The 21,576-nt window shown below is 35.8% G+C and carries 23 protein-coding genes; 19 read left to right on the plus strand and 4 right to left on the minus strand.

Annotated elements, in window-relative coordinates:
- Positions 1-17 precede the first annotated feature (17 nt).
- Positions 18-512, minus strand: coding sequence for a hypothetical protein (locus M028_RS0104720; RefSeq protein ID WP_231510770.1), 495 nt, complete (start codon positions 510-512; stop codon positions 18-20).
- Between the two features lie 424 nt (positions 513-936).
- Here M028_RS0104720 and M028_RS0104725 point away from each other — a divergent pair, with 424 nt between their 5' ends.
- Positions 937-1,533, plus strand: a complete 597-nt coding sequence (locus M028_RS0104725; protein ID WP_026572880.1) for a class I SAM-dependent methyltransferase — start codon at positions 937-939, stop codon at positions 1,531-1,533.
- Between the two features lie 99 nt (positions 1,534-1,632).
- On the opposite strand, the gene M028_RS0104730 is transcribed toward M028_RS0104725, so the two are convergent.
- Positions 1,633-2,025: a hypothetical protein gene (locus M028_RS0104730; RefSeq protein ID WP_026572881.1), complete on the minus strand. Its 393-nt coding sequence runs from the start codon at positions 2,023-2,025 to the stop codon at positions 1,633-1,635.
- Positions 2,026-2,375: 350 nt separating this feature from the next.
- Here M028_RS0104730 and M028_RS0104735 point away from each other — a divergent pair, with 350 nt between their 5' ends.
- The 13 genes from M028_RS0104735 (at position 2,376) to M028_RS0104800 (ending at position 15,399) form a co-directional block, all read left to right on the plus strand.
- Complete coding sequence (locus M028_RS0104735; RefSeq protein ID WP_026572882.1) at positions 2,376-3,272, plus strand: RCC1 domain-containing protein; 897 nt, start codon at positions 2,376-2,378, stop codon at positions 3,270-3,272.
- A gap of 119 nt (positions 3,273-3,391) precedes the next feature.
- A complete protein-coding gene (locus M028_RS0104740; protein ID WP_026572883.1) occupies positions 3,392-4,000 on the plus strand; it encodes a dienelactone hydrolase family protein in 609 nt (202 codons plus the stop codon).
- A gap of 260 nt (positions 4,001-4,260) precedes the next feature.
- Positions 4,261-4,917 carry a PIG-L deacetylase family protein gene (locus M028_RS0104745; protein WP_026572884.1) on the plus strand — a complete coding sequence of 219 codons (657 nt, stop codon included), beginning with the start codon at positions 4,261-4,263 and terminating at the stop codon, positions 4,915-4,917.
- The gene (locus M028_RS0104750; RefSeq protein ID WP_051590934.1) at positions 4,914-6,212 is read left to right on the plus strand and encodes a glycosyltransferase family 4 protein; all 1,299 of its coding nucleotides are present in this window, start codon (positions 4,914-4,916) and stop codon (positions 6,210-6,212) included. The genes M028_RS0104745 and M028_RS0104750 overlap by 4 nt, the downstream gene beginning before the upstream one ends.
- A 14-nt stretch (positions 6,213-6,226) precedes the next feature.
- Positions 6,227-7,405: a carboxylate--amine ligase gene (locus tag M028_RS0104755; protein WP_026572886.1), complete on the plus strand. Its 1,179-nt coding sequence runs from the start codon at positions 6,227-6,229 to the stop codon at positions 7,403-7,405.
- Between the two features lie 31 nt (positions 7,406-7,436).
- Positions 7,437-8,507, plus strand: coding sequence for an aminoglycoside phosphotransferase family protein (locus M028_RS0104760; RefSeq protein WP_026572887.1), 1,071 nt, complete (start codon positions 7,437-7,439; stop codon positions 8,505-8,507).
- An 82-nt stretch (positions 8,508-8,589) separates the two neighbouring features.
- Positions 8,590-9,159, plus strand: coding sequence for a kinase (locus M028_RS0104765; protein ID WP_026572888.1), 570 nt, complete (start codon positions 8,590-8,592; stop codon positions 9,157-9,159).
- A 574-nt stretch (positions 9,160-9,733) separates the two neighbouring features.
- Entirely contained in the window at positions 9,734-10,075 is a 342-nt protein-coding gene (locus M028_RS0104770) for a DUF485 domain-containing protein (protein ID WP_051590935.1), read from the plus strand.
- Complete coding sequence (locus M028_RS0104775) at positions 10,072-11,625, plus strand: solute symporter family protein (RefSeq protein WP_026572890.1); 1,554 nt, start codon at positions 10,072-10,074, stop codon at positions 11,623-11,625. The genes M028_RS0104770 and M028_RS0104775 overlap by 4 nt, the downstream gene beginning before the upstream one ends.
- A 376-nt stretch (positions 11,626-12,001) precedes the next feature.
- A complete protein-coding gene (locus tag M028_RS0104780) occupies positions 12,002-12,442 on the plus strand; it encodes a cell wall hydrolase (protein WP_026572891.1) in 441 nt (146 codons plus the stop codon).
- A 119-nt stretch (positions 12,443-12,561) separates the two neighbouring features.
- Positions 12,562-13,401: a GNAT family N-acetyltransferase gene (locus M028_RS0104785; protein ID WP_035423774.1), complete on the plus strand. Its 840-nt coding sequence runs from the start codon at positions 12,562-12,564 to the stop codon at positions 13,399-13,401.
- A gap of 152 nt (positions 13,402-13,553) precedes the next feature.
- The gene (locus M028_RS0104790) at positions 13,554-14,570 is read left to right on the plus strand and encodes a DUF3231 family protein (protein WP_331280303.1); all 1,017 of its coding nucleotides are present in this window, start codon (positions 13,554-13,556) and stop codon (positions 14,568-14,570) included.
- Positions 14,571-15,207: 637 nt separating this feature from the next.
- On the plus strand, positions 15,208-15,399 hold the full coding sequence (locus M028_RS0104800; protein ID WP_026572894.1) for a hypothetical protein: 192 nt from the start codon (positions 15,208-15,210) through the stop codon (positions 15,397-15,399).
- Between the two features lie 267 nt (positions 15,400-15,666).
- On the opposite strand, the gene M028_RS0104805 is transcribed toward M028_RS0104800, so the two are convergent.
- Positions 15,667-16,662, minus strand: coding sequence for a DUF3231 family protein (locus tag M028_RS0104805; RefSeq protein ID WP_026572895.1), 996 nt, complete (start codon positions 16,660-16,662; stop codon positions 15,667-15,669).
- Between the two features lie 162 nt (positions 16,663-16,824).
- Complete coding sequence (locus M028_RS31910; RefSeq protein ID WP_269320918.1) at positions 16,825-17,199, minus strand: CotD family spore coat protein; 375 nt, start codon at positions 17,197-17,199, stop codon at positions 16,825-16,827.
- Positions 17,200-17,586: 387 nt separating this feature from the next.
- On the opposite strand from M028_RS31910, the gene M028_RS0104815 reads away from it, so the two are divergent.
- The 5 genes from M028_RS0104815 to M028_RS0104835 all read left to right on the plus strand — a co-directional run bounded on the left by M028_RS0104815 (position 17,587) and on the right by M028_RS0104835 (position 21,570).
- Positions 17,587-18,024: a VOC family protein gene (locus M028_RS0104815; RefSeq protein ID WP_026572896.1), complete on the plus strand. Its 438-nt coding sequence runs from the start codon at positions 17,587-17,589 to the stop codon at positions 18,022-18,024.
- A 217-nt stretch (positions 18,025-18,241) separates the two neighbouring features.
- Complete coding sequence (locus M028_RS0104820; protein WP_026572897.1) at positions 18,242-18,532, plus strand: hypothetical protein; 291 nt, start codon at positions 18,242-18,244, stop codon at positions 18,530-18,532.
- Between the two features lie 130 nt (positions 18,533-18,662).
- Positions 18,663-19,679 carry a DUF3231 family protein gene (locus M028_RS0104825; protein ID WP_026572898.1) on the plus strand — a complete coding sequence of 339 codons (1,017 nt, stop codon included), beginning with the start codon at positions 18,663-18,665 and terminating at the stop codon, positions 19,677-19,679.
- Between the two features lie 106 nt (positions 19,680-19,785).
- On the plus strand, positions 19,786-21,159 hold the full coding sequence (locus M028_RS29430; RefSeq protein WP_051590936.1) for a spore germination protein: 1,374 nt from the start codon (positions 19,786-19,788) through the stop codon (positions 21,157-21,159).
- Positions 21,160-21,570 carry a hypothetical protein gene (locus tag M028_RS0104835; protein ID WP_026572899.1) on the plus strand — a complete coding sequence of 137 codons (411 nt, stop codon included), beginning with the start codon at positions 21,160-21,162 and terminating at the stop codon, positions 21,568-21,570.
- Positions 21,571-21,576: the final 6 nt, after the last annotated feature.

The raw sequence follows: 21,576 nt of genomic DNA on the forward strand, positions 1-21,576 counted from the left end.
CGTCCAAGCGGAATTCATTAATCGTTATTCTTAAATGTCAAATCATGCTTTTTCGCCAATTCCTTTAATGCGGTTTGATAATCTCTCATTAATTTTCTTGCTTCTGTTAATTTATTATTTGCTTCGTTGATTTTATTAAGATCTTGTTCTTCGATCGCACTGACAATCATAATAAAAGCGCTGTTTTGTAAATTGACCGCTTTCAGATATATTTCATGGATATCACGCACTTCTTTTGTTTCGGGTTGGATGCTTTCTACTTTGGAAATATAGTCGCGGTATTTGGGGATTACTTCTTTTACCATTGTGTTATAGGTGGTTTCGTCATTTGTATAATTTGCTCCCGTGACACTTTCATAAAGATTAATCACTTCTTTTTCTTTTTTCGCGAGCGGCTTTGTTTGCTTGTTTACATAATTTTGTAAATCATCCTTGACTGGATCATTCCCACAGGCAGTAAGAAGCATCCCTATCATTATAAAGAATAGAATGATGATGCTCTTTTTGTTCAATCTGATCACCCCCACGGACACTATATGCACCTGAAGAAATGTCCAATAACCATTTTCTGGATACAGCATGTTAAGTAGCGAAATGGATATAACAAGGGCGTGTGAGTCGGGTTCTACGAGGGAATTTATGTGGTTTGATAAAAAAGTGCCAGGTATTCCTTTAGCAGAAAGGTACCTGACACTTTTTTAGAAGGGGTTTGATGTTAATTTGTCCTAGCAAATTTATTATAGATAAAATAGTTTAACAAATTATGAACAAAGCATTGCAATCGTATTAAATATTTTTTTGCTATAATGTTCACTATATAGCATTTATTTTGGCTATCATAATGAACAATGTTGATTAGTAAACAAATTGGATGGAAGCGGAAAGCAACAACAGTTTTAACAAAGCCTTAATTTTTAATAAATAGGGGAGTGAAATATGGAAAATAACGTTTTTGAACAGATGGCAAGAAGATATGATACAGAGGAAAGAATCGAACTAGCTAAAGTGATTGTTAAGGAAGTAAGACCGGTATTACAAAATAGTAAATCAAAATCTTTACTAGACTATGGGAGCGGTACTGGACTGGTTAGTTTAGAATTATCAGATTTAGTAGATGATATTTTGTTGGTAGATTCATCAAAAGAAATGTTGGAGGTTGCGAAAGCAAAAATTTCTCACAAAGGAATTACCAACGCAAAATTGCTTTATTCCGACTTTACTCAAGAAACTCCTGAACGTAAGGCAGACATCGTTTTAATGTCACTCGTCCTTCTTCATATACCGGATACTAAAAAAATTTTACAGGAATTGTTCAACATTTTAAATAATGGTGGGATGCTGCTAATTATCGATTTTGACAAAAATGAAAAAATCTATCATCCGAGAGTTCATAACGGTTTTACGCATGTCGATCTGAAAAACAGATTATCTGAAGTTGGATTTATATCAACTGAAATTAAGACATTCTATCATGGCAATCGTATTTTTATGAATCAGGATGCCTCCATGTTTCTATCCAGTAGTATTAAGTGAGCCCTAGGGGACGGTTCTTTTGGCATTTTTTGTTCAAAAGTAGCCGCAAAAATCGTCCCATGGCACGCAGTTTGAAAATGCATATAGGGATATTACCCCTCAATGACTGGCTAAACGTTTTTCAAATTCCGCTTTAAACACCAGAATAGCATCAATATTTACAGCAAAATCGTGGTCACTGATATTAAAATTAGTTATAAACTCGTTAGACTTCTCACGAATCATAATTGTCGGAATAATATTGTCTCCAATAGCGTCCTGAGTTACACCACTTCCATAAATATACCAGTTAGTTTCAGTAGGCTTATTTGCTGCATTTTTAGATATGTCATTTTTTATTATTTCGCATAAAAGAGCCATAAAATCTTCATTAAGATTCATGACCTTTCCAAATTCACCATCAACAGATAGATTAGCATCTCCATACCAAATATTCCTGCTCGTACGCTTTCCGTCATTTGAAGTGTAAGTTTCATCAAACAAAATCTTCATTTTCATTACCACCCCGTTAAAATACAATTTCTTCAAACTATTATACATCAATTAGAAATTGTAAAATAGCGTGCTGTTCGTCTCACTAAACTTGAAAGAGTTAGGAAATCGACCTCATCGTAGGGTTCCGCCTAAGTTGTGAGTTAGAGTAGTGTCTACTCTCATATCTTACAAGGAGCCCTATTTTTTAAAAGTCGAAAAAATACCAATCTGCAGGAATGATATCGGGTGCAATTGTTAAAGAAGGGAATGCTACGGCGATACCTTTTGTTGTAATCTAAAGGGAGGTTAGTATAACAACCAAAAGTGATACACTATTAAAATAGGTCTTATTTTAAAGGAGGTAAAACATGGATTACATTTCACCGAAAGAAGCGGTATTAAAGGTGAAACGGTGGCCTAAAGATACCATAGCGGCGGGTCGTCGTCATACCGTTGGTCTTAAATCTGACGGTACGGTGACGGCTGTGGGTGATAATAAATATGGCCAATGTAATGTAAGCGGTTGGCTCGATATTGTGGCAGTCGCTGCTAGTAATGTTCATATGGCGACGAACACGGGTAATGCTCATACAATCGGTCTTAAATCTGACGGTACTGTGGAGGCTGCGGGTTGGAATAAGCATAACCAATGCGATGTAAAAGACTGGCGCGATATTGTAGCGATTGCAGCGGGTTGGCGTCGGACCGTTGGGCTAAACTCGGATGGAACGGTTACAGCTGTGGGCCGAAATAATGATGGTGAATGCAATGTAAGCGGATGGCGCGACATAGTGGCGGTTGAGGCGGGTGACTGGCATACCATTGGTCTCAAATTAGATGGCAGAGTGACGGCTGTGGGTAATAATCGGTATCGCCAATGCAATGTAAGCGACTGGAGAGGCATTGTAGCAGTTGCTGCAGGTTATCTTCATACTGTTGGGCTAAAATCGGATGGAACGGCGGTTGCTGTGGGTCAAAATAAGGTTGGTCAATGTGATGTAAGCGACTGGCGCGGTATTGTTGCGATCGCTGTGGGTAGTAATCATACTATCGGCCTTAAATCTGACGGTACTGTGGCGGCTGTGGGCTGGAATGCGTATGGTCAATGCAATGTAAGTGACTGGTGCGATATTGTACCAGTTGCGGCGGGTTGCGCTCACACCATCGGCCTTAAATCGGACGGCTCGGTGGTTGCTGCGGGTGATAATGAATATGGCCAAAGCGATGTAAGCGGCTGGCATGGCATCAAACTGTTCAGCCATTAGGTTTCGGGTAAAAAGGATACATTTCCTGCAACTAGTAAATCAAGTAAAGGATTAAACAGAAAAGGGGAAAATTCCCTTTTTAGCTAAAGTTGTAGAATCACTCTTAAGGGGGGACAAAAATGCTTCAGATATTGAAAAAATCAGGTAAATTGATTGTTGTGATACACGAAATCTATGGCATTAATCAACATATAATGGATTTTTGTGATTTATTATCAAAACAGGATTTTGATGTTATCTGTCCGGACTTATTAGAACGAGAACAACCATTTGACTATTCTGAAGAGGAAACTGCCTATCTCAATTTTATGGAGAATGTAGGGTTCTCTGCTGCTGTAGATAAAATAAAGGATTTATTATTAGTTGTGAAAAATAAATACCAAAAAATATATATTATTGGATTTAGTGTCGGGGCAACTGTTGCTTGGTTGTGTAGTGAGGAAGAGTGCCTTGATGGGGTTGTGGGATACTATGGTTCAAGAATTAGGAATTTCAATCAAATAGTACCACGATGTCCTACACTTTTATTCTTTCCTCAAGAGGAACAATCCTTTAGTGTGGATGAGTTAATTTCAAATTTAGATAAAAAGAATATAGAGATCTATAAATGTTTTGGAAAACACGGATTTAGTGACCCATACTCTACAAAATATAATGAAATATCATCCCAAAACGCTTTCAATGAAATGCTAAACTTCTTAAAGAAACATGGTGACGTTAAAGAATAATGCACCTTCCTGTGACATTTTTAGTTATAATAGAGGAATTTGTGAAGTATTACACTTAATCTTTAGGGTGCATTCTTTTTTATTTTAATCTTAATACGAGTTGATGAGATTTGTTATTTAAATATATAAATCTAATTGATGAAATATATAATTATTCAACTATATTCATATTTTGTCACTTTTCAATGTTTGTCCATGTCGTTAAGGTGATTTTTTCCATATACTTCTAGAAAGAATTTTTTCTGGAGTTGATGTTTATTATGAGTAAGACTGTACTAGTGATTGCGGCTCATCCCGATGATGAAATTCTTGGAAGCGGTGGGACGATAAAAAAATTAGTAAATAATGGGTACAGAGTCATTTCCGTCATTGCTGCCAAAGGACGAAAGGAAGAGGAGCATCACATTAAACCTCTAATGTTAAAAGCCAATAAACAAATGGGGGTGGAAGAGGTAATTTTTTTGGAGTTTCCTAATCTTTTATTAGAAACCGTACCCCTTCATGAAATCAATAAATCCATTGAAGCCTTATTGGATAAGTATGATCCATCTATTATTTTTACCCATCATTATGGTGACACCAATCGTGACCATCAAATTTTGTTTCAAGCGGTGTTAACCGCAGCACGTCCACTGCCTGGAAAAAGGCCAGTGGAAATTCTATGTTTTGAAACCGTATCCTCGAGTGAATGGAGTCAGCATACCAATGACAAAGAATTTAAACCAAATTATTTTGTCGATATAACAGACACAATTGAAGAAAAAATTAAGTCTCTAGAGCATTATGACATAGAAATGAGACCATTCCCTCATCCGCGCTCATATGAAGGTGTAAAATATTTATCTCGTGTACGAGGAATGACCGTCGGTGTAGAATATGCAGAAGCATTTGAAATCATTAGGAGAGTATGGAAATGACCAAAGCGAAAGTGAGTGATTTGCCCCCATTGCCTGCTCATTTCCCATATCTAATCAAAGCCATGGATCAATATTACGGTGTAGCTTCAAATTTTGTGGATGAACCAATTATAAAGAAAGAGAAGGCACCCGAAGAAAAAAAGGAAAAAAAAAATCTTCGAATTCTCATTACCACCTTTTGGGACTATCACGTTATCGGAGGTTTGCAAAACTATATTGCCAATCTTAAAGACGGATTCGAAAAACTAGGGTATCGGGTAGATATTTTTTCACCAGAGGAGTTTCCGGTCGAAGAAACAAAAGGGATCTATTCCGAAATGCTAAATGATTTCAAAAAATTTTTTCGAAAGCGTTACGGCACTGTAAGCAAAAAAATCCTTCACAATATATGCAATCTTTCTCTTTATAAAATGATGCTAATGAATGTGGATTTCAGTAAATATGATATCATTCATGCCCAGGATCGGTTCACTTGCAATGTGCTAGGAACAATAAAAGAGGCTTCTCAAAAACCGATTCTATTCACCCCACATGGATTTATGACTCATTCCAAACTAAAGTTTAATTTAATTGAAAAGGGGTCAATCGAAGAACGTTATTTTTCCACTATTGACGAACAAGCGATTAAAAATGCAAGTCACATGATTATTCTTTGTGATGCCTTTCGACCGATTTTTAAAAAATTAGGGGCCGATAACAGCTGCATGACCACGGTTTACACAGGAATCGATTTTGAGGTTAAGGAATTTCAGAAGGAACAAAAAAAAATCATTATAACCTGTGTTTCACGCCTTCGTCCGCGTAAAGGGCATAAGTATTTATTCGAAGCGCTATCTCTTCTTAAAGACGATTTATATAATGTAGAGGTGCGGATTGTTGGTGATGGAGAGATGCGAGAAGAGCTTGAAAATCAAATTAAGGAGCTTAAATTAAAGAATGTTTACTTTTTAGGGAGCAGAAACGATATACCCAAATTGCTTAGTCAATCCGACATATTCGTTCAGCCAACCCTTAGTGATACACTACCAATCTCGATTATTGAGGCAATGTTTGCTAGGCAGGCTATTCTGGCGACCAATGTGGGGGGAATACCGGAAATCATTCAAGACAATGATACCGGACTTATTATTGAACCTGCTAATCCTAAGCAGCTAGCCGAAAAATTGTTATTACTCGTGCAGAATCAATTGTTAAGAGTAGTACTTGCTAAGCAAGCCAAGAATTTTGCTGATGAACAATTGACGGTCACCAATATGGTTAAAGAAATAGATAAAATCTACCGATCATTATTATGAAAGGAGAAGAATCCATGCGAAATGACATTCCTGCTGTTGTATTAGATTTGAGTGCAACGGGTATTGGTATCGTTCGGAGTCTTGCAAAACAAGGAATTCAGGTTTATGCGTATGATACGGAGGGAAAATATAAAATTGGTAAAACTCGATATGCCCGCTGTGGTATATGTCCAAGTCCTGTTTCGGAGGAAGCTGATCTGCTGAAATTTTTAGCCAATTTGTCACGAAACCTGGGCAAAAAAGCAGTCTTGTATGCTGGTTCCGACGATTTTGTCTATTTTATATCTAAAAATAGATACGTCTTATCACAATACTATAAATTTCTGCTGCCAGAACATTCACTCGTTGAAGCAGTCCTAGATAAACGATTAACGTATGAACTAGCCGTCCAATCAAACCTCCCCTGTCCTAAAACCTTCACGATCCAGGATGAAGAGCAATTAATGCAAATCATCGACCAAATTACATTCCCTTGTATATTAAAGCCCGTTCGTTCTTCCTATTTTCGTTCACAAATTGATAACCGATTGTATAAAAAAGCGATTGTAGTGCAGCATGCCTCCAAACTATGGGAGGAGTATCTTTTTTACCGTTCCTTTGGGGAGTTAATGATTCAGGAGATCATTCCTGGAGAGGATAATAGCATTTATTCTATTAAAACGTTTTTTGATGATCAAATGAACTTAATTGGGTTATGGATGAACCAAAAATTACACCAATTTCCTCCGCACTATGGATCCTCCGCCCTTGTTCTAAGTAAACGAAACGAAGAAGTCATTCAGACAGCTATACCTTTTCTCAAAAAAATACAGTTTAAAGGCTTAGCGATTGCTGAGTTTAAAAGAGATCCAAGAGATGGTCAATTAAAATTTATTGAAATCAATCCAAGAATTGGACTAACCCAAGCATTATCGAGTTCTGTAGGTGTTAATTTGGCCTACTTGTACTATTTATCGCTTACCGACCAAAATCCATCTCCTGTTCTAAAACAAAAAGAAGGAATAAAGTGGGTTTATTTCGTCCGAGATTTCCTATCCTTCCGTCAAAATAAAAGAAATGGTGAGATAACGTTCTTTGGGTGGATGAAAAGTCTGTCCGGAAAGAAGGTAGAGGCCTTATTTTCCTTGTATGATCCACTTCCTTTTATTCGTAGTTTTATTTCCCACATTCGAAACCTATGGGGAAGACGCTGAAAAATCTAATCGTTAAAGGGGTAACGTACCATTGAACCTTCTAGAAGAAGTTGTGCTCCAATGGCAGGAATTCAAATGGGATAAAAAATTATCAAAAGCATTTGGTAAACCGGTCGATTTAATACAAGATCAAATTGAAAACCTAAAGAATTCACGGGAAAAGACAAGTATTTGGAAGCTGGTAATGACAGATGGTTCTAAGTACTTTCCAATTGTTCTAAAAATCTTCAAATTGCCGCTAAATGAAAATCATAGGGTAGAAATCAATATGTATACAAAGGCTTATCCTGTTTACCATGAATATATGCCTAAATTGTACTGGCTTGAACCAAATGAAAGTAGTAAAGAAATATGGATGGTTACTGAATTTGTTAATCCGCTAAGGGGACAAATAAAACTTGCCCCACATCATTTGGAACGAATTATTCCTACAATCGCAAAATTTCATGCCCAAACCTTTGGAAATCGATTTTTGCAGCACTCAGACCTGATTGATATTCCTTTGCCCCAATTTGATTCGCCAGATAAAAGAAAAGAGACAAAGGAATATTTGGAGAAAACGAGAAAGTACCTCGATCAAGCAATGATCGACCCAATATTAAAAGAATTAGTTGAACCAAAATATGATGCCATTCAAAAAATACTAAATAAAGGTCCTCTTTTCTTCCCAGAAATTATCGAAACCGGACAGTGTCTTATTCATGGTGATCTCCACGTTCATAATATTTGTTGTAAAAACGCAAGTGACGACGGAAAATGGGATATTCAATTAATCGATTGGGAGTCAGTAAAATACGCGCCATGCTGGTATGATCTGGTGATTCTTGTTGAATTATTAATTGATTTTCGCTGGGATTGGCAAAAAAAGGAGGAGGAAATCCGAACTCGTTGCGTACGATTATATGTTGAGGAAATGAAAAAGCATGGAATCTTTTTTAAGGAAGATCCAGTAATTCTTTTAAAAAAGGCGTATTTGCAAAGAACGTTAGAAAAAAAACTGGCAAAACATTTGCAAAGAGCTTTAAACGGAAAAAAGAGTGCGCTTTTAAAAAGATATCTGGAGAAAGTAGTGGTTTGGGGAGAAGAACTTGGCTTAGTTTAATTGCCCAAAAGTCCGCTTCTATCATGTTGACATTACCTCACCGCAAATAGAAGCAGTCTTTGAAAAGAAGAGGGGATAAGAATTGAACAATTTTAAGAAAATTGTTTCTAGAAACAATGGGTGGGTTTATATTGAAGACCTAATCGATTATAAAAAAATTGGGAAGGGGAGTGACGGGTCTATTTTTCAACTTACCCCTGAGAAATGTATAAAAATCTTTGAGAAGGAAGAAACGTGTAGAAATGAATTAGAAGCCTACCAGGCAGGAAAATCGTCTTCCGTTATTCCGACGCTTTATGAGTATGGTCGTAACTATATTGTGATCGAGTTTATTAACGGACCATCTCTCAGACATTATCTAAAAAAAGAAAACCAGCTATCCGAATCAACCGCCCAAAAACTTTTAGTGATGCTGGATGAATTCAAAGGAATTGGTTTTACTCGACTTGACACGCAAATTCGTCATATTTTCATCAATGAATTAAGGGAAATAAAGGTAATTGATCATAAAAGAGCATTTAATAGAAAAACGAATATCCCTGTAAGATTGCTAAAGGATTTAAGTAAAATTGGATATTTAGATGAATTTTTGAAGTATGTAAAAATTTTTCGTCCGTCTCTTTACAAAGAATGGAAGGACCTAACCGACTGAGGCTCTGTCTTATCACAAGTATGTTTTCAAGGATGGGTGGAATCTAGTATATTGTTTCTTTTACAAAAGCTTATTAACAAAATCCAAGGATTTCATTGAAAATTGCTTAATTGAAGGAAAAAATATAAAGTGCACTTTGTGGTTTAACTACATTTAATATCAGTTGTTAACTTTTGGCATGGGAAAATTTATAACTGAGTTTGTAAAGAGATGTAGTTAAACTATAGGGTGTAAGAGTTAAAGAAAGTGATCGCTGTGGCGGTCCTTTTTCTTGTTGCACTAACTGGATAGTTCAAAGACTTTTATTAATGAGATTACTGGTTAAACAAGTTATTAGGGTAATATAGTATTTTCATATAATTCTAAAAATTTAAAAATATCATTTACATAAATTTTTAAGTGTGCTATATTCTGAAGAGTGTATAACAGTTTTACACACAACCGTAGTATAAATGTATCGTTAAGAGTCATGAAGGGAGGATTAGCAGGCATTATTAAGGATTATATCTCCTAAAAAGTATATATCGTTAAATTAGTGAAACTTTTTAAAATTGTTATAAAATGAGGTGAGAGGATGCAACAAAAAATTCAAGAACTGCCTTTTCAAAAAAATATCTCTTACGAAGAATTAATTCAAACGAAAGAATTCAAAGAATTGGTCAAAAGGAAAAAAACATTTATCCTCCCAACAACAATCTTTTTTCTTATCTTTTATTTTACACTACCTTTATTAGCTGCCTACACGAAGGTCCTGCACACAGAAATTATTGGACCGATTACAGGTGCATGGATTTTTGCCGGATTACAATTCTTACTAGTCTGGGTATGCGGTTTTATTTATGTTAAAAAATCAGAAAAATATGACAATTTAGCGGAAGCTATTTTACATAAATATCGAGGGGAGCTTAGTGGATGAGTACACTTTCAATCTTGCTATTTATCGGAATTATTGCATTAACATTGGCCATTACTTATTTCTCTTCAAAGAAAACCAAAAGTACCAGTGATTTTTACACAGCTGGAGGAGGACTTACTGCAACACAAAATGGCCTAGCCATAGCTGGGGATTTTATGTCGGCAGCATCCTTTTTAGGAATAACCGGAGCGATTTCCTTAATTGGATTTGATGGATTTTATATGAGTATTGGAAATCTATTGGGTTTTCTTTTCTTGCTTTATTTAGTTGCGGAACCGATGCGCAATTTAGGAAAATACACATTGGCCGATATGATTACCGCACGTTTTAAATCCAATAAGGTTCGTGGTACGGCAGCAGCTAGTACCCTCGTTATTTCAATTTTTTATATGATTGCCCAATTGGTCGGCGGCGGCGGACTGATTAGTTTAATGCTGGGGATTGATTACTGGCTTGCAGTCGTGATTGTTGGAGTCTTAATGACTATATATGTCATTTTCGGCGGGATGACAGCAACGAGCTGGGTGCAAATTACAAAGGCCGTGCTTTTGCTTGGAGGCTCGTTGGTGTTAACCTTATTAGTATTTGCAAAGTTTGACTTCAGCATCATTCAAATGTTCCATCATATTAAATCAGCCAGTCCATTTGGTGCGGAATTGGCGAATCCGGGAAATAAATACAGTAATGGATTGGACATGATCTCTCTTAACATGGCACTTGTCCTTGGAGTCGCAGGGCTACCACATCTGCTGATTCGCTTTTTTACTGTAAAAGATGCAGCAACGGCAAGAAAATCGGTGGTTTATTCCACTTGGATTATTGGAGCGTTCTTTCTAATGGTTGTCTTCCTCGGATTTGGTGCAACAGTTTTTGTCGGCTGGGACAAAATTGTGGCCGCTAATCCTGCGGGGAATTTGGCCGCGCCAATGTTAGCGCTTTCTGTAGGTGGAGACTTTCTATTCGCTTTCATTTCAGCTGTTGCTTTTGCAACCATTCTTGCCGTTGTATCGGCTCTTGTTTTAACGTCTGCCTCCGCTTTTGCGCATGATATTTATGGACAAATTATTAAAAAGGGAAAAATAACCGAGAAGCAACAAATGAAAGTAGCCCGTATTTCTTCTATTATTGTAGCACTTGCCTCCATTCTTTTAGCATTAGTTGCAAAGAATTTAAATGTTGCGTTTTTATCCGTGCTGGCCTTAGGAATTGCGGCAAGCGCCAACCTGCCTGTCATGTTATGTACAATCTACTGGAGGCGATTTAATCAGACGGGTGCCGTAACAGGAATGGTAGTTGGATTAATTAGTTCGGTTGTGCTTGTTTTGTTAAGCCCAAATGTTTGGAACCCCGAAGCGGGAAAGGCGATTTTAACAGGAGCTCCGTTATTTCCATTAGCAAATCCGACGATTTTTACCGTTCCACTTGGTTTTATTGGTGCATATTTAGGAACCGTCTTATCATCTAGGAAGAAAACGGAAAAAGGATCCTTTGAAGAAGTGTTATTTAAATCAAACACTGGATTTGGAATTAGCGTACCAAAAGAACATTAAAGGTTAAATAGACTAAAGGTGCGTTAGTTAAATAAGAAGAATAGTGAATATTTTCAACAATTGGGTATGTTACTTTAACAGCCGGCTGCTATAGCCGGCTGTTTGATTCTCCAACATAAGGTGCAGGTAAATTAAATAAGGTCACCACTAAGATTGAAGGTCTTTAGCATCTTAGTTTCTTAATGAAGTAAATGTCTTAACTGTTCGGCATTTCTTTTAAACTAACAATGGGGGTGCTGCGGCTTCCCTTAGTTCAATTATCGAAGTTAAGAATGAGGAACAAGTCCCAAAACATATCGCAGAAGATCCCGCCGTTATCACATAAAAATGACATGATTGTAGGCTTTTTTTCATACAATATTTTTGGGGTGGAAAAATGCCAAGAGTAAATTACCGAAGCTCAGATGTTGATGTAATGGCAAGGATGATGAGAGCAGAAGCCGAAGGTGAAGGAAAACAGGGAATGTTATATGTTGGAAATGTAATTGTGAATCGTCTTGCAGCAAATTGTTTAGATTTTAAAGGTTTAAGAACAGTTCCCCAAGTTATTTTTCAAGTACAAGGAGGAAATTTTTCCTTTGAAGCCGTTCAAAAAGGGAATGTTTTTTATCAAAGATCAAGAACTGCTGAAAGAAGATTAGCAAAACAGAATTTGGATTATTGGAGAGATCACCCAGCGAAATATGCCCTATGGTATTTTAATCCACATGCTCCATGCCCTCCAACATGGTACGATCAACCTCAATCTGGTCAATTTAAACAACATTGTTTTTATGAACCAAAAGCTGGAACATGTGATAGTGTATATAGCGGTTAAGCTTACTCTTGAGTAAGCTTTTTTTCATGGTTAAAATATATACATAATAAAAATTTACTAGTCACTTAAGATTTTTTGTGTAATAAAATTACTATGAAATTCTGGCAAGGGGGTAAATAATGGAATTTTTAAAAGGATATAGAGAAAATGCGGCACTTAGGAATAGCTTCAATGAGTTGGCAATGAAAACCTTTGGGATTGAATTTGAGGATTGGTACCAGGAGGGTTATTGGACGGATAAATACATACCCTATTCACTGGTTGATCATGAGAAAGTGATTGCCAATGTTTCTGTTAACCTGCTTGAGTTGGATATTGTTGGCCAGAGGGTACCAGCTATTCAAATTGGTACCGTCATGACGGACAAAGAGTATCGAAATTGCGGGTATTCGAGGCTGCTCTTGGAAAAAGTAATCGAAGACTATAATCATATTGAAGTTATGTATTTATTTGCGAACGACACAGTCCTCGACTTTTATCCCAAATTCGGTTTTGCAAGAATGGAAGAAACCCTGTTTAGTTTAGAAGTTCAGCCCAACAGCAACACTTTTCCTACTAAAATCCGAGATTTAAAGTTTATTTATGAAGCCGCTGCAAAAAGAAAACCAGTTGATCAATTCGGAACAGCGGGAACTGAAGAATTGCTGATTTTTTATGCTATGAAGGTGTTTACAGAGGATATTTACTATCTTGAACAGGAACAGGCTCTTGTTATTTGCCAGCATGAGGGGGATACACTACACCTGTATGATGTCCTCTCCGATCGCGATTTAAATCTACTACATGTAATCAGCCGTTTGAGCAATGATGAAACTACAAAAGTCGTCTTTCACTATACCCCTGAAATCGCTGAGGTTCAAAGGGGAGAATGCCAAGGAGGGAATGCCCTGTTTGTCAGAAATACTGGCAATATCAGATTTCCTAAACACTTTAAACACCCAATCACCTCACAGGCGTAAGACCTAGGGGACGGTTCTTGTGGCTTTTTTATTTCTAAAAATGCTTTAGCAGTCTATGGACCGAACAGGCAGTAATAAAACTTCCACCAATTGGAATAATATACATCATTTTGAAACATACTTTAAAAAATGATGTAAAATGGGGGTTTGAGGTGTTTATTGTTAAAGAACCGTTAAGCTCATCTGAATTAGGGACACTCTGGCTTACATACCAAGAAAAAACAATGATCCTAAGAATTTTTGAATACTTTTTAGAAAAATCAGATGACCAAGAAGCTAAAAATATCATGGGTATGTTGTGGCAAGAATTGGATTATTATGTAGAGCTGATAAAAGGTGTTTTTGAAAGTGAAGGTGCAGTTGTACCTATAGGATTTACAAAAGAGGATGTCAACTTAGAAGCACCTAATTTATTTGATCACGGATTCGACATTATGTTCCTTCGCATCCTAAAAGAAATCAGCTTGGGCATGTATACCATTAATATGAATATGGCGTACCGAATAGATGTAATGACCATCTATGAAGGTCTGACTACAGTGACTCAAAAATGTTATAAATTGGCAACGGTGTATTTGCTGAAAAAAGGGATTCTTACACATCCTCCAACTATTACCATGCCAAAAAGAACTGAATTCATTGAGAGTAAACGCTATATGAGTGGGTATAAACCATTTAGTGAAAAAAGGTCATTAAATGCTATTGAATTAGGTTTTCTTCATTATGGTATTGAAACGAATAACATTGGAATGCAACTTATTACTGGATTTGCCCAATGTGCAAAGAACAAAGAGGTTAGACAATATTTTGAAAAAGGGAAAGAACTTGCCAAAAAGCATATAAAAACATATCAAGATTTACTTTTAGAAAATAATATTCAGTTTTCGGCTACGACAGGAAGTACGGTAACGACTTCAACAGTTGCTCCCTTTTCAGACAAACTCATGATGTTTTGTATCGACTTACTGAATGGGTTCTGCATTGTTGGGGGAAGTTTCGGAACCTTTTTCACCTTAAGAAATGATATTTCTTTAAAAACCGCATTACTTGCCAAAGATGTGTATTTTTATGGTCAAGAAGGGCTTGAAATTATGTTTAAACACGGATGGTATGAAGAACCGCCACAAACAGAAGATCGAAATCATTTAATAAATAGAAATGATTCATAAATAAAGGTCATCGGACAGATACTAACATTAGTGTTAAATTTAACACTAATTTTCAATGTGGAGGATATACGATGAATATTCTTTTAAGCTTATTATCAGCCTTAATTACTTTGTTAGTTAAAGCTACATTCATAATGGAAAAGATGGATTCTAAGTTAAAACCATTTTTAAGAATGCCCATCTTAACATAAGCATAAAGTTTTCATCAAGTATGATCTCATTCACATTGTGATATGAAAAAGGTAAGCATTTTTTTGATGCTTGCCTTTTTTATATGCTAGGGATAAAGAAATAGGTCATACCATTTGCGATTCTATCCTATCTACCATATCTAGCGTCTCCCTACGGAGGTCCTTCTGAAGAATTTTTAGACAAGAGAACCATCTCCGCAGCGGTTTTAATTCATCAAAGAAACCTATAAAATCCGCATTTTAACTGATTCACTTGTCCATTCAAAAGTTTTTCAAATTAATATGATAAATTATCAACATGATTTTAATAGATTTTTATACCAAAATATAAAAATATGTTTCAAACCAAATCTTGCATAATGAATAATAAGAGTTACCATTTTTGTAACTTTCTAAAGACTAGTAAGGATTAGTAAAGAATATTGCGAAGTAAAAGGAGGGTGACAATGTTAGCAACAAAAAATTTGGATCGTCGTATTTGTGATATTGAATCGGAGTCCCAAAATACACAAACCTACCGAGAATTTATTAAACAAAGTGAAGATGAGTTTGGTTTGAGACCAAGAAATTTAGATCATATGAGTAATGAACAATTGACTCAGTATTTAGATTTCCTGGATTTCTTGTGGGGAAAGTAATCTAAGTAATCATATCAGTAGGGATCCAGGTTCAGCTAACAAGTGCAGTTTAGTTCCACAAGAGTTTAAATTTATTTAATCGCTAATACTCGACCCAATTCTACTTCTAATTTTATTCGCACATTATAAAGGAATACGTAAAATTGAAAATATGAACTAAAAATGCCTTGCTTACTATGCGAGGCATTTGTCATTTTGTTTATAAATGTAATAACAGGAACTTGGAAATGAATGAATCACAATAAAGGTACATTTTCACATAAACGATTATTTCGTTAATTGATTCCGGTCCTCAATCTGTGGAGGTTCTTCCATCCAGCCATTTTTAATCATGATTTTCCCCCCAATTTGAGCAAAATCATAAATATCTTTTGAAAGGAGAGACATTTTTGCTGGCAAGTCATTTCGTAAACTAAATGCACCTCCTAATGCATTACTTCCAAGCCCAAATGTAGCTAACAAACTGGTGTTATACATCATCAATTTATCGGAAAATGGTGTGATTTTTGACGCAGTTGCTTTACCAGCATGAGTGGCTGGTGGTTCAATAAAACTTTGGCGTAAAAAATCACCTAGCTCCATTTCAATTTTTTTGGACAATTTCATACCCTTAACAAAATAATCTTGTACTTCCTTATCTTCAGCAACTTGGGCAAATCCAATCATTAGTTGCATTCCTACAAGGTTGGTTTCAACGGCATGGTGGATAAGAGAAACTTCAATCGTATTTAGGGACCTGGTTTCATGGAATGGATTGAGGCCACCCCTATACTTTTTATCCTCTACAAAATGCACCTCTTTAGGCATTGATACAAAAGGGGGACGTACCAAAACTCCTTTTTCTAAAAGGTGCTGAGCTGATTTACAGTTCATTGTTTGGGCGTCTGCAGCTATATTGATAAAAAACTCATTAATATCTTTCCGATAGGACATACCACAAAACAATGTAAAAAGACTCATTTCCATTTTCGTCATCATATTCAAATAAAAGATATCGTAGAGGAAATCAAATAACTTTGGAGCCCCTTTATTTACATCACTTTCTGTAAAACCGATAGGAATCACGGCACCTTCTTGTTCGAATATTCCTGTAATAGCATCTATGGTTTTAGCGGCAGCATCATAATGAGTTTGCAACAGTTGCTTTTCGTCGTGATCAGCATGTTCTATAAAATGCTCTAACATTCTCATGATCATGGTTTTTTCTTGATACGTCAGCCATAAATTTGCTAATTCTGATGAAGTAATCGGAACCCCACTCATTTTCTAACCCCCTAAGTATTATTTTTTATGTAAATTTTTAAATTCGCGTATCCTTATCATGTCCTAATCAAAACTTATAAATCCTTAACCTAATTTTTATGGAATTGTTTAAAATTAGTTAACATAAAAAATACCCCTCCTTTTTGGGGAGGGGAAAGGAAATTAGAATCCAAATGGTCCAGGTGGACAGCAAGGATTAACGGGGGCACCGCACATTGTATGTGTTTCACAGCATTCATTTACACAAGATTCTGTGTGTGGAAAATAGTGTTGATGATTTACATGAAGCTTGTTGACAGTAGTGGTATGAGAAGGATGAATATGTTGTACGACTTTATTAAATAAATTGGTTTTCACATATTGTTGTCCAGGTGAAACAAGTGGTGGATCATACTGTGCAGGAAACGCTTGAGGAGGACAGTATATTGGTTGACATGGTGGTGGCGGACAGAATGGAGCTTGCATTTGTTGTACAGGAGCAACCTGATTTGGCATTGCATTTGGTGGAAACCCACCAAATCCCATATTTCTATTCATAGTTATTTAACCTCCAGGTTATTTGTCATGTTACATCAATAGTCTATGCGAACTTTGTTTGTGCGGACTAGTTCTGATACCTATTTATGTTTAAAAATGATGCAGATCACGAAAACAATGTAATAATAAAAAAGGTGCTCAATCAATAAACCTGTGCTTGAGTTAAACAATTGGCTGCCATTCTTGGTGGCTTTTCTAATTTGCAGGTAAGCTTAAGAAGGTGAGTGAAGAGAGCACAGCGAATTTATTTAATACAAAATGATTTAAATGATTCTTTTCCTCACTGGCAATGGTAGTATCTTATTATTAAAATAATCGTCCCTTTGTTAATATTGGAATTTGAATACAGGATATTGCAAAATAACAGGAACATAGGAGGTATGAAATTTGAAGATCCAAAGAATAGATCATGTAGCAGTAATCGTAAAAGATCTCTCAGCCGCTAAAGAGTTTTTTCTTGATTTTGGACTTGAGGTGAAAGGGGAATGGGAAATGGAAGGAGAGTTGATGGGATATGCAGTTGGGCTTAATGACGTTAAAGTAGCGTGTGTAGGATTGGGAACGCCAGACGGTCAGACATGGATAGAGCTAATCAAATTTTATCCACCGTCAGATGAAAAAGATATTCAGCAATCCTTTGCAAATACACTGGGTATCCGACATATTGCATTTACTGTTAAAGATATTGATGCTATTGTTGCCAAATTGAAAAACAAGGGTACGGAAATCTTTAGTGAGATACAGCAATATGAAGAAAGTTATAAATTATGCTACGTTCGAGGTCCAGAGGGAATTATTTTGGAGTTGGCTGAGGAAATCAAATGAGTTAGTTGTAATTTTAATTGTACATGCACTTTTTGATTTCATTATTAATAACCCAAATAAAAATAGTAAATAGTAAATGTATATAAGGAACAGCCCCTTTTCGGTGAGAAGGGGTTTTTTCAACATAATGAATTTTGGAATATTAAAGGATAGCCAACGTTAGCCTAATCATGTTTAATGCTTTTGATTAGAAAAAATGATAGACGAGGTGATAATAATGAAGATCCTCTTAATTTTAGCTAGTATTGTTACCCCCATTTTAATGATCATACTTCAAAGAAAATGGGTCAAGCTCCAGAATCTTTATCATGTAGTCGCAATCATTTCAGTACTTATCTTTGGTAATATTGCTTCTATTGGAATACTTAATATAATCAATGATGGTACAGTCTTTATGACCAATATTCATGCCCTATTTCTAAACCCGTTTTTCTTAATGACAGGGGGGTACTTAGGATTCTATTTGCTTTATTTAATTGTATTACGAGCATTGAATGATTATAAATAAGCAAAGACTGGGGGATCTCGGATTATCCAATGGTAAATGTAAATTTGTCCAATTCATCTATTTTTTACATACAACTGGAAACAGGTGGAGAAATTAAAATAAATTAAGGCTCTATTGGGAGGAGAAAAACATGAGGGATGGTGTAAAAGTAGGGCTAACCTCAGCTGAGGCTACTACCCTATGGGGGGCGTATATAAACGATAGTGCGATAAAGTGTAAGTTTGAACATTTTTTATCGAAAATGGAAGATATTGAAATAAAGCCACTTATGCAGCACGCTTTAGATATAGCCAATGGAAATCTTAAAACTCTAAGAGAAATTTTGAATAAAGAAAATTATCCTATCCCTTATGGATTTAACACAGATCATGATGTAGATATTTCTGCACCAAGATTATATTCAGATGTATACGTATTGAATTACCTCCATAATGCCTCACAAATTGCTTTACAAGGGTATAGCATCAATTTATCATTCGCAGTTAGGGCTGATGTTTATAGTTATTTTAATGAATGTATTACCCAACAAACAAATTTTTTAAGGGAAGTAAAAGAACTTCTGTTATTGAAAGGTCTTTATATAAGGTCTCCTTATTTACCCATTCCAAATAATATCGAATTTATAGACAATGAAAATTTCCTTACAGGCTTCTTTGGTAAGAAAAGACCATTAGTTGGTCCAGAAATCACGAATCTTTTTGCTAATTATCAAAGGAATGCTTTAGGAGTATCGACTTTAATTGGATTTAGTCAAGTTGCCCAATCAGAAGAAGTAGTTAAATATTTATTCAGGGGTATCGGAATTGCTAAAAAGCATTGCGAAGTATTTGGGGATATTTTAAAACAGGATGATCTTCCTGTTCCCACTAGCTGGGACTCTGAGGTAACAAGCTCTACAACCTTTACCTTTTCTGACAAGTTAATGATGTTTTTCACTACATCTTTAAATGCACTTAGTGTTGGATTTTACGGAATGAGTATGGCAACGAGTCCAAGAAGAGATATTGGTCTTCATTACATAAGATTATCTGCCGAAATTATGAGTTTCGCAGAGGATGGAGCAAAAATCATGATAAAAAATGGGTGGTTAGAAAAACCGCAAATGGCTCCTAATCGAAAAGAATTAGCTTTTAAAGATTTTGAATAAAGAATTAAATAATAAAATGGAATTTTTCTCTTTCGTGATTAAATAGTAGGCCCCCCCCCTAAAATTGTTATCCTTTTTTAAAAGAATATTAAAGGTGCGTTATCTTATGAGAAAGCAGATTGATATGCTTAATATGATTAATACTTTGAAACAGGATCTTCAGGAAACCAATGATTTAATTGTGCATTCATTTGAATACTTCAATCAACAAATCACATTGGTTTACCTACAAAATTTATGCGATGTAGATAAAATTAAAAGTGATATTATTCAACCTTTAATGTTGTGTGAAAGAGAAAGCAAATATCTTTTACACCTACTGTCTTTAACCACAAGTACTGAAATTCAACAGTATGAAAACCTTCAAGGCCTAATCCTAGAAGGGAATATCCTTATTTTTATATCAAATTCTATTTATTCTTATAAGGTTGTACGTATTGTCAATGACCAACCCGAAGATGCGACTGTAGAAATGTCTGTACAAGGTCCGCAAAAATCTTTTACACAGGATTTAAATGTTAACATTGCGTTAATTCGAAGCAGGTATCCTTCCAATAAAATAAAGGTTGAGTATCAAGTAGTAGGAACATTATCAAAGACAAAAATTGCGCTGCTATATGATGTCGCCTATGTAGATTTCAAGGTTTTAACTGAGTTAAAAAAGCGACTAAGTAAGATTGATATGGATGTAGTACAAGCTGCTGGTCAAATCGATAATGCTTTAAAAAAGGGTAAGATTAGTGTTTTCCCGACTACCATGATTACAGAAAGGCCTGATCGAGCAGTACTAAATCTTTCCCAGGGGAAAATTATTATCATCGTTAATGGGACTCCTTTTACATTAAGTCTCCCGGTTATTTTCTTTGATTTCATGTCATCAATGGACGATTTGTACCACTCATATTGGGTAAAGAAACTAATGCTAATTATACGATATGCAGCCCTTTTCATTACACTGATTTTACCTGCGTTATATATTGCTATTACTTCATTTAATCCTGAAATTTTAAGATCTCAACTTACCTTAACCATTGCTGGAAGCCGGGCTGGAGTTCCGTATCCTTCCTTTTACGAGGTTATATTCATGATGTTAGCAGTGGAAATGTTAATTGAGGCGAGTATAAGACTCCCAAAAGCAATAGGACCTACTGCAACAACAGTAGGTGGACTCATTTTAGGACAGGCTGCCCAACAAGCGGAGCTTGTAAGTTCCATTATGATTATCGTTACAGCATTTGTGGCAATTGCAAATTTCACCATCCCCATTAACGCAATGAGTTTTGCTATTCGATGTATCCGTTATCCATTAATCATACTAGCATCCTTTTTTGGATTGGTTGGTCTTGTAGCTGGAATAATTGTTACTCTATGTATATTAGTCGATCTCCGGAGCTTTGGAACTCCATTCTTATCCATATATTGGGGTTCTACAAAGAAAATAGAGTCCATAAGCGAGAATCCAAAGGAGGGTCATAACTAGTTGGTTCGTCATTTTTACTATACGATTATGCTAACCATGATGTTAAACATCATTATAAACGTACCATCGGTATTGATTCAGGATCGCTTTCATGGAATTGTTACCTCGATTCTTTGTAGTTTAATTATTGGCAGTGTGTTTGTTTTTTTATTCACCATAGCGATGAGTAAATTTCCGCAAAAGGGTTTACCAGAAATTTTTCACGAAAATTTACCTGCCTTTATTCGCAATCCTTATTTAGCATTTTTAGGTGTTATGTGGATGGCAGCTGGGGCATTTGCATTAATTTCATATAGTTACGTCATTAAATTATATTTAAATCCAGATATGAATTTAAAAGTCATACTGGCTTTTCTTCTGTTCGTCATTATTTTTGGTGCAACTAAAAAACAGATTCTGTACTATTTCTAGTTGAAA

Source organism: Bacillus sp. UNC438CL73TsuS30, from assembly GCF_000482325.1.
GTDB lineage: Bacteria > Bacillota > Bacilli > Bacillales > Cytobacillaceae > Neobacillus.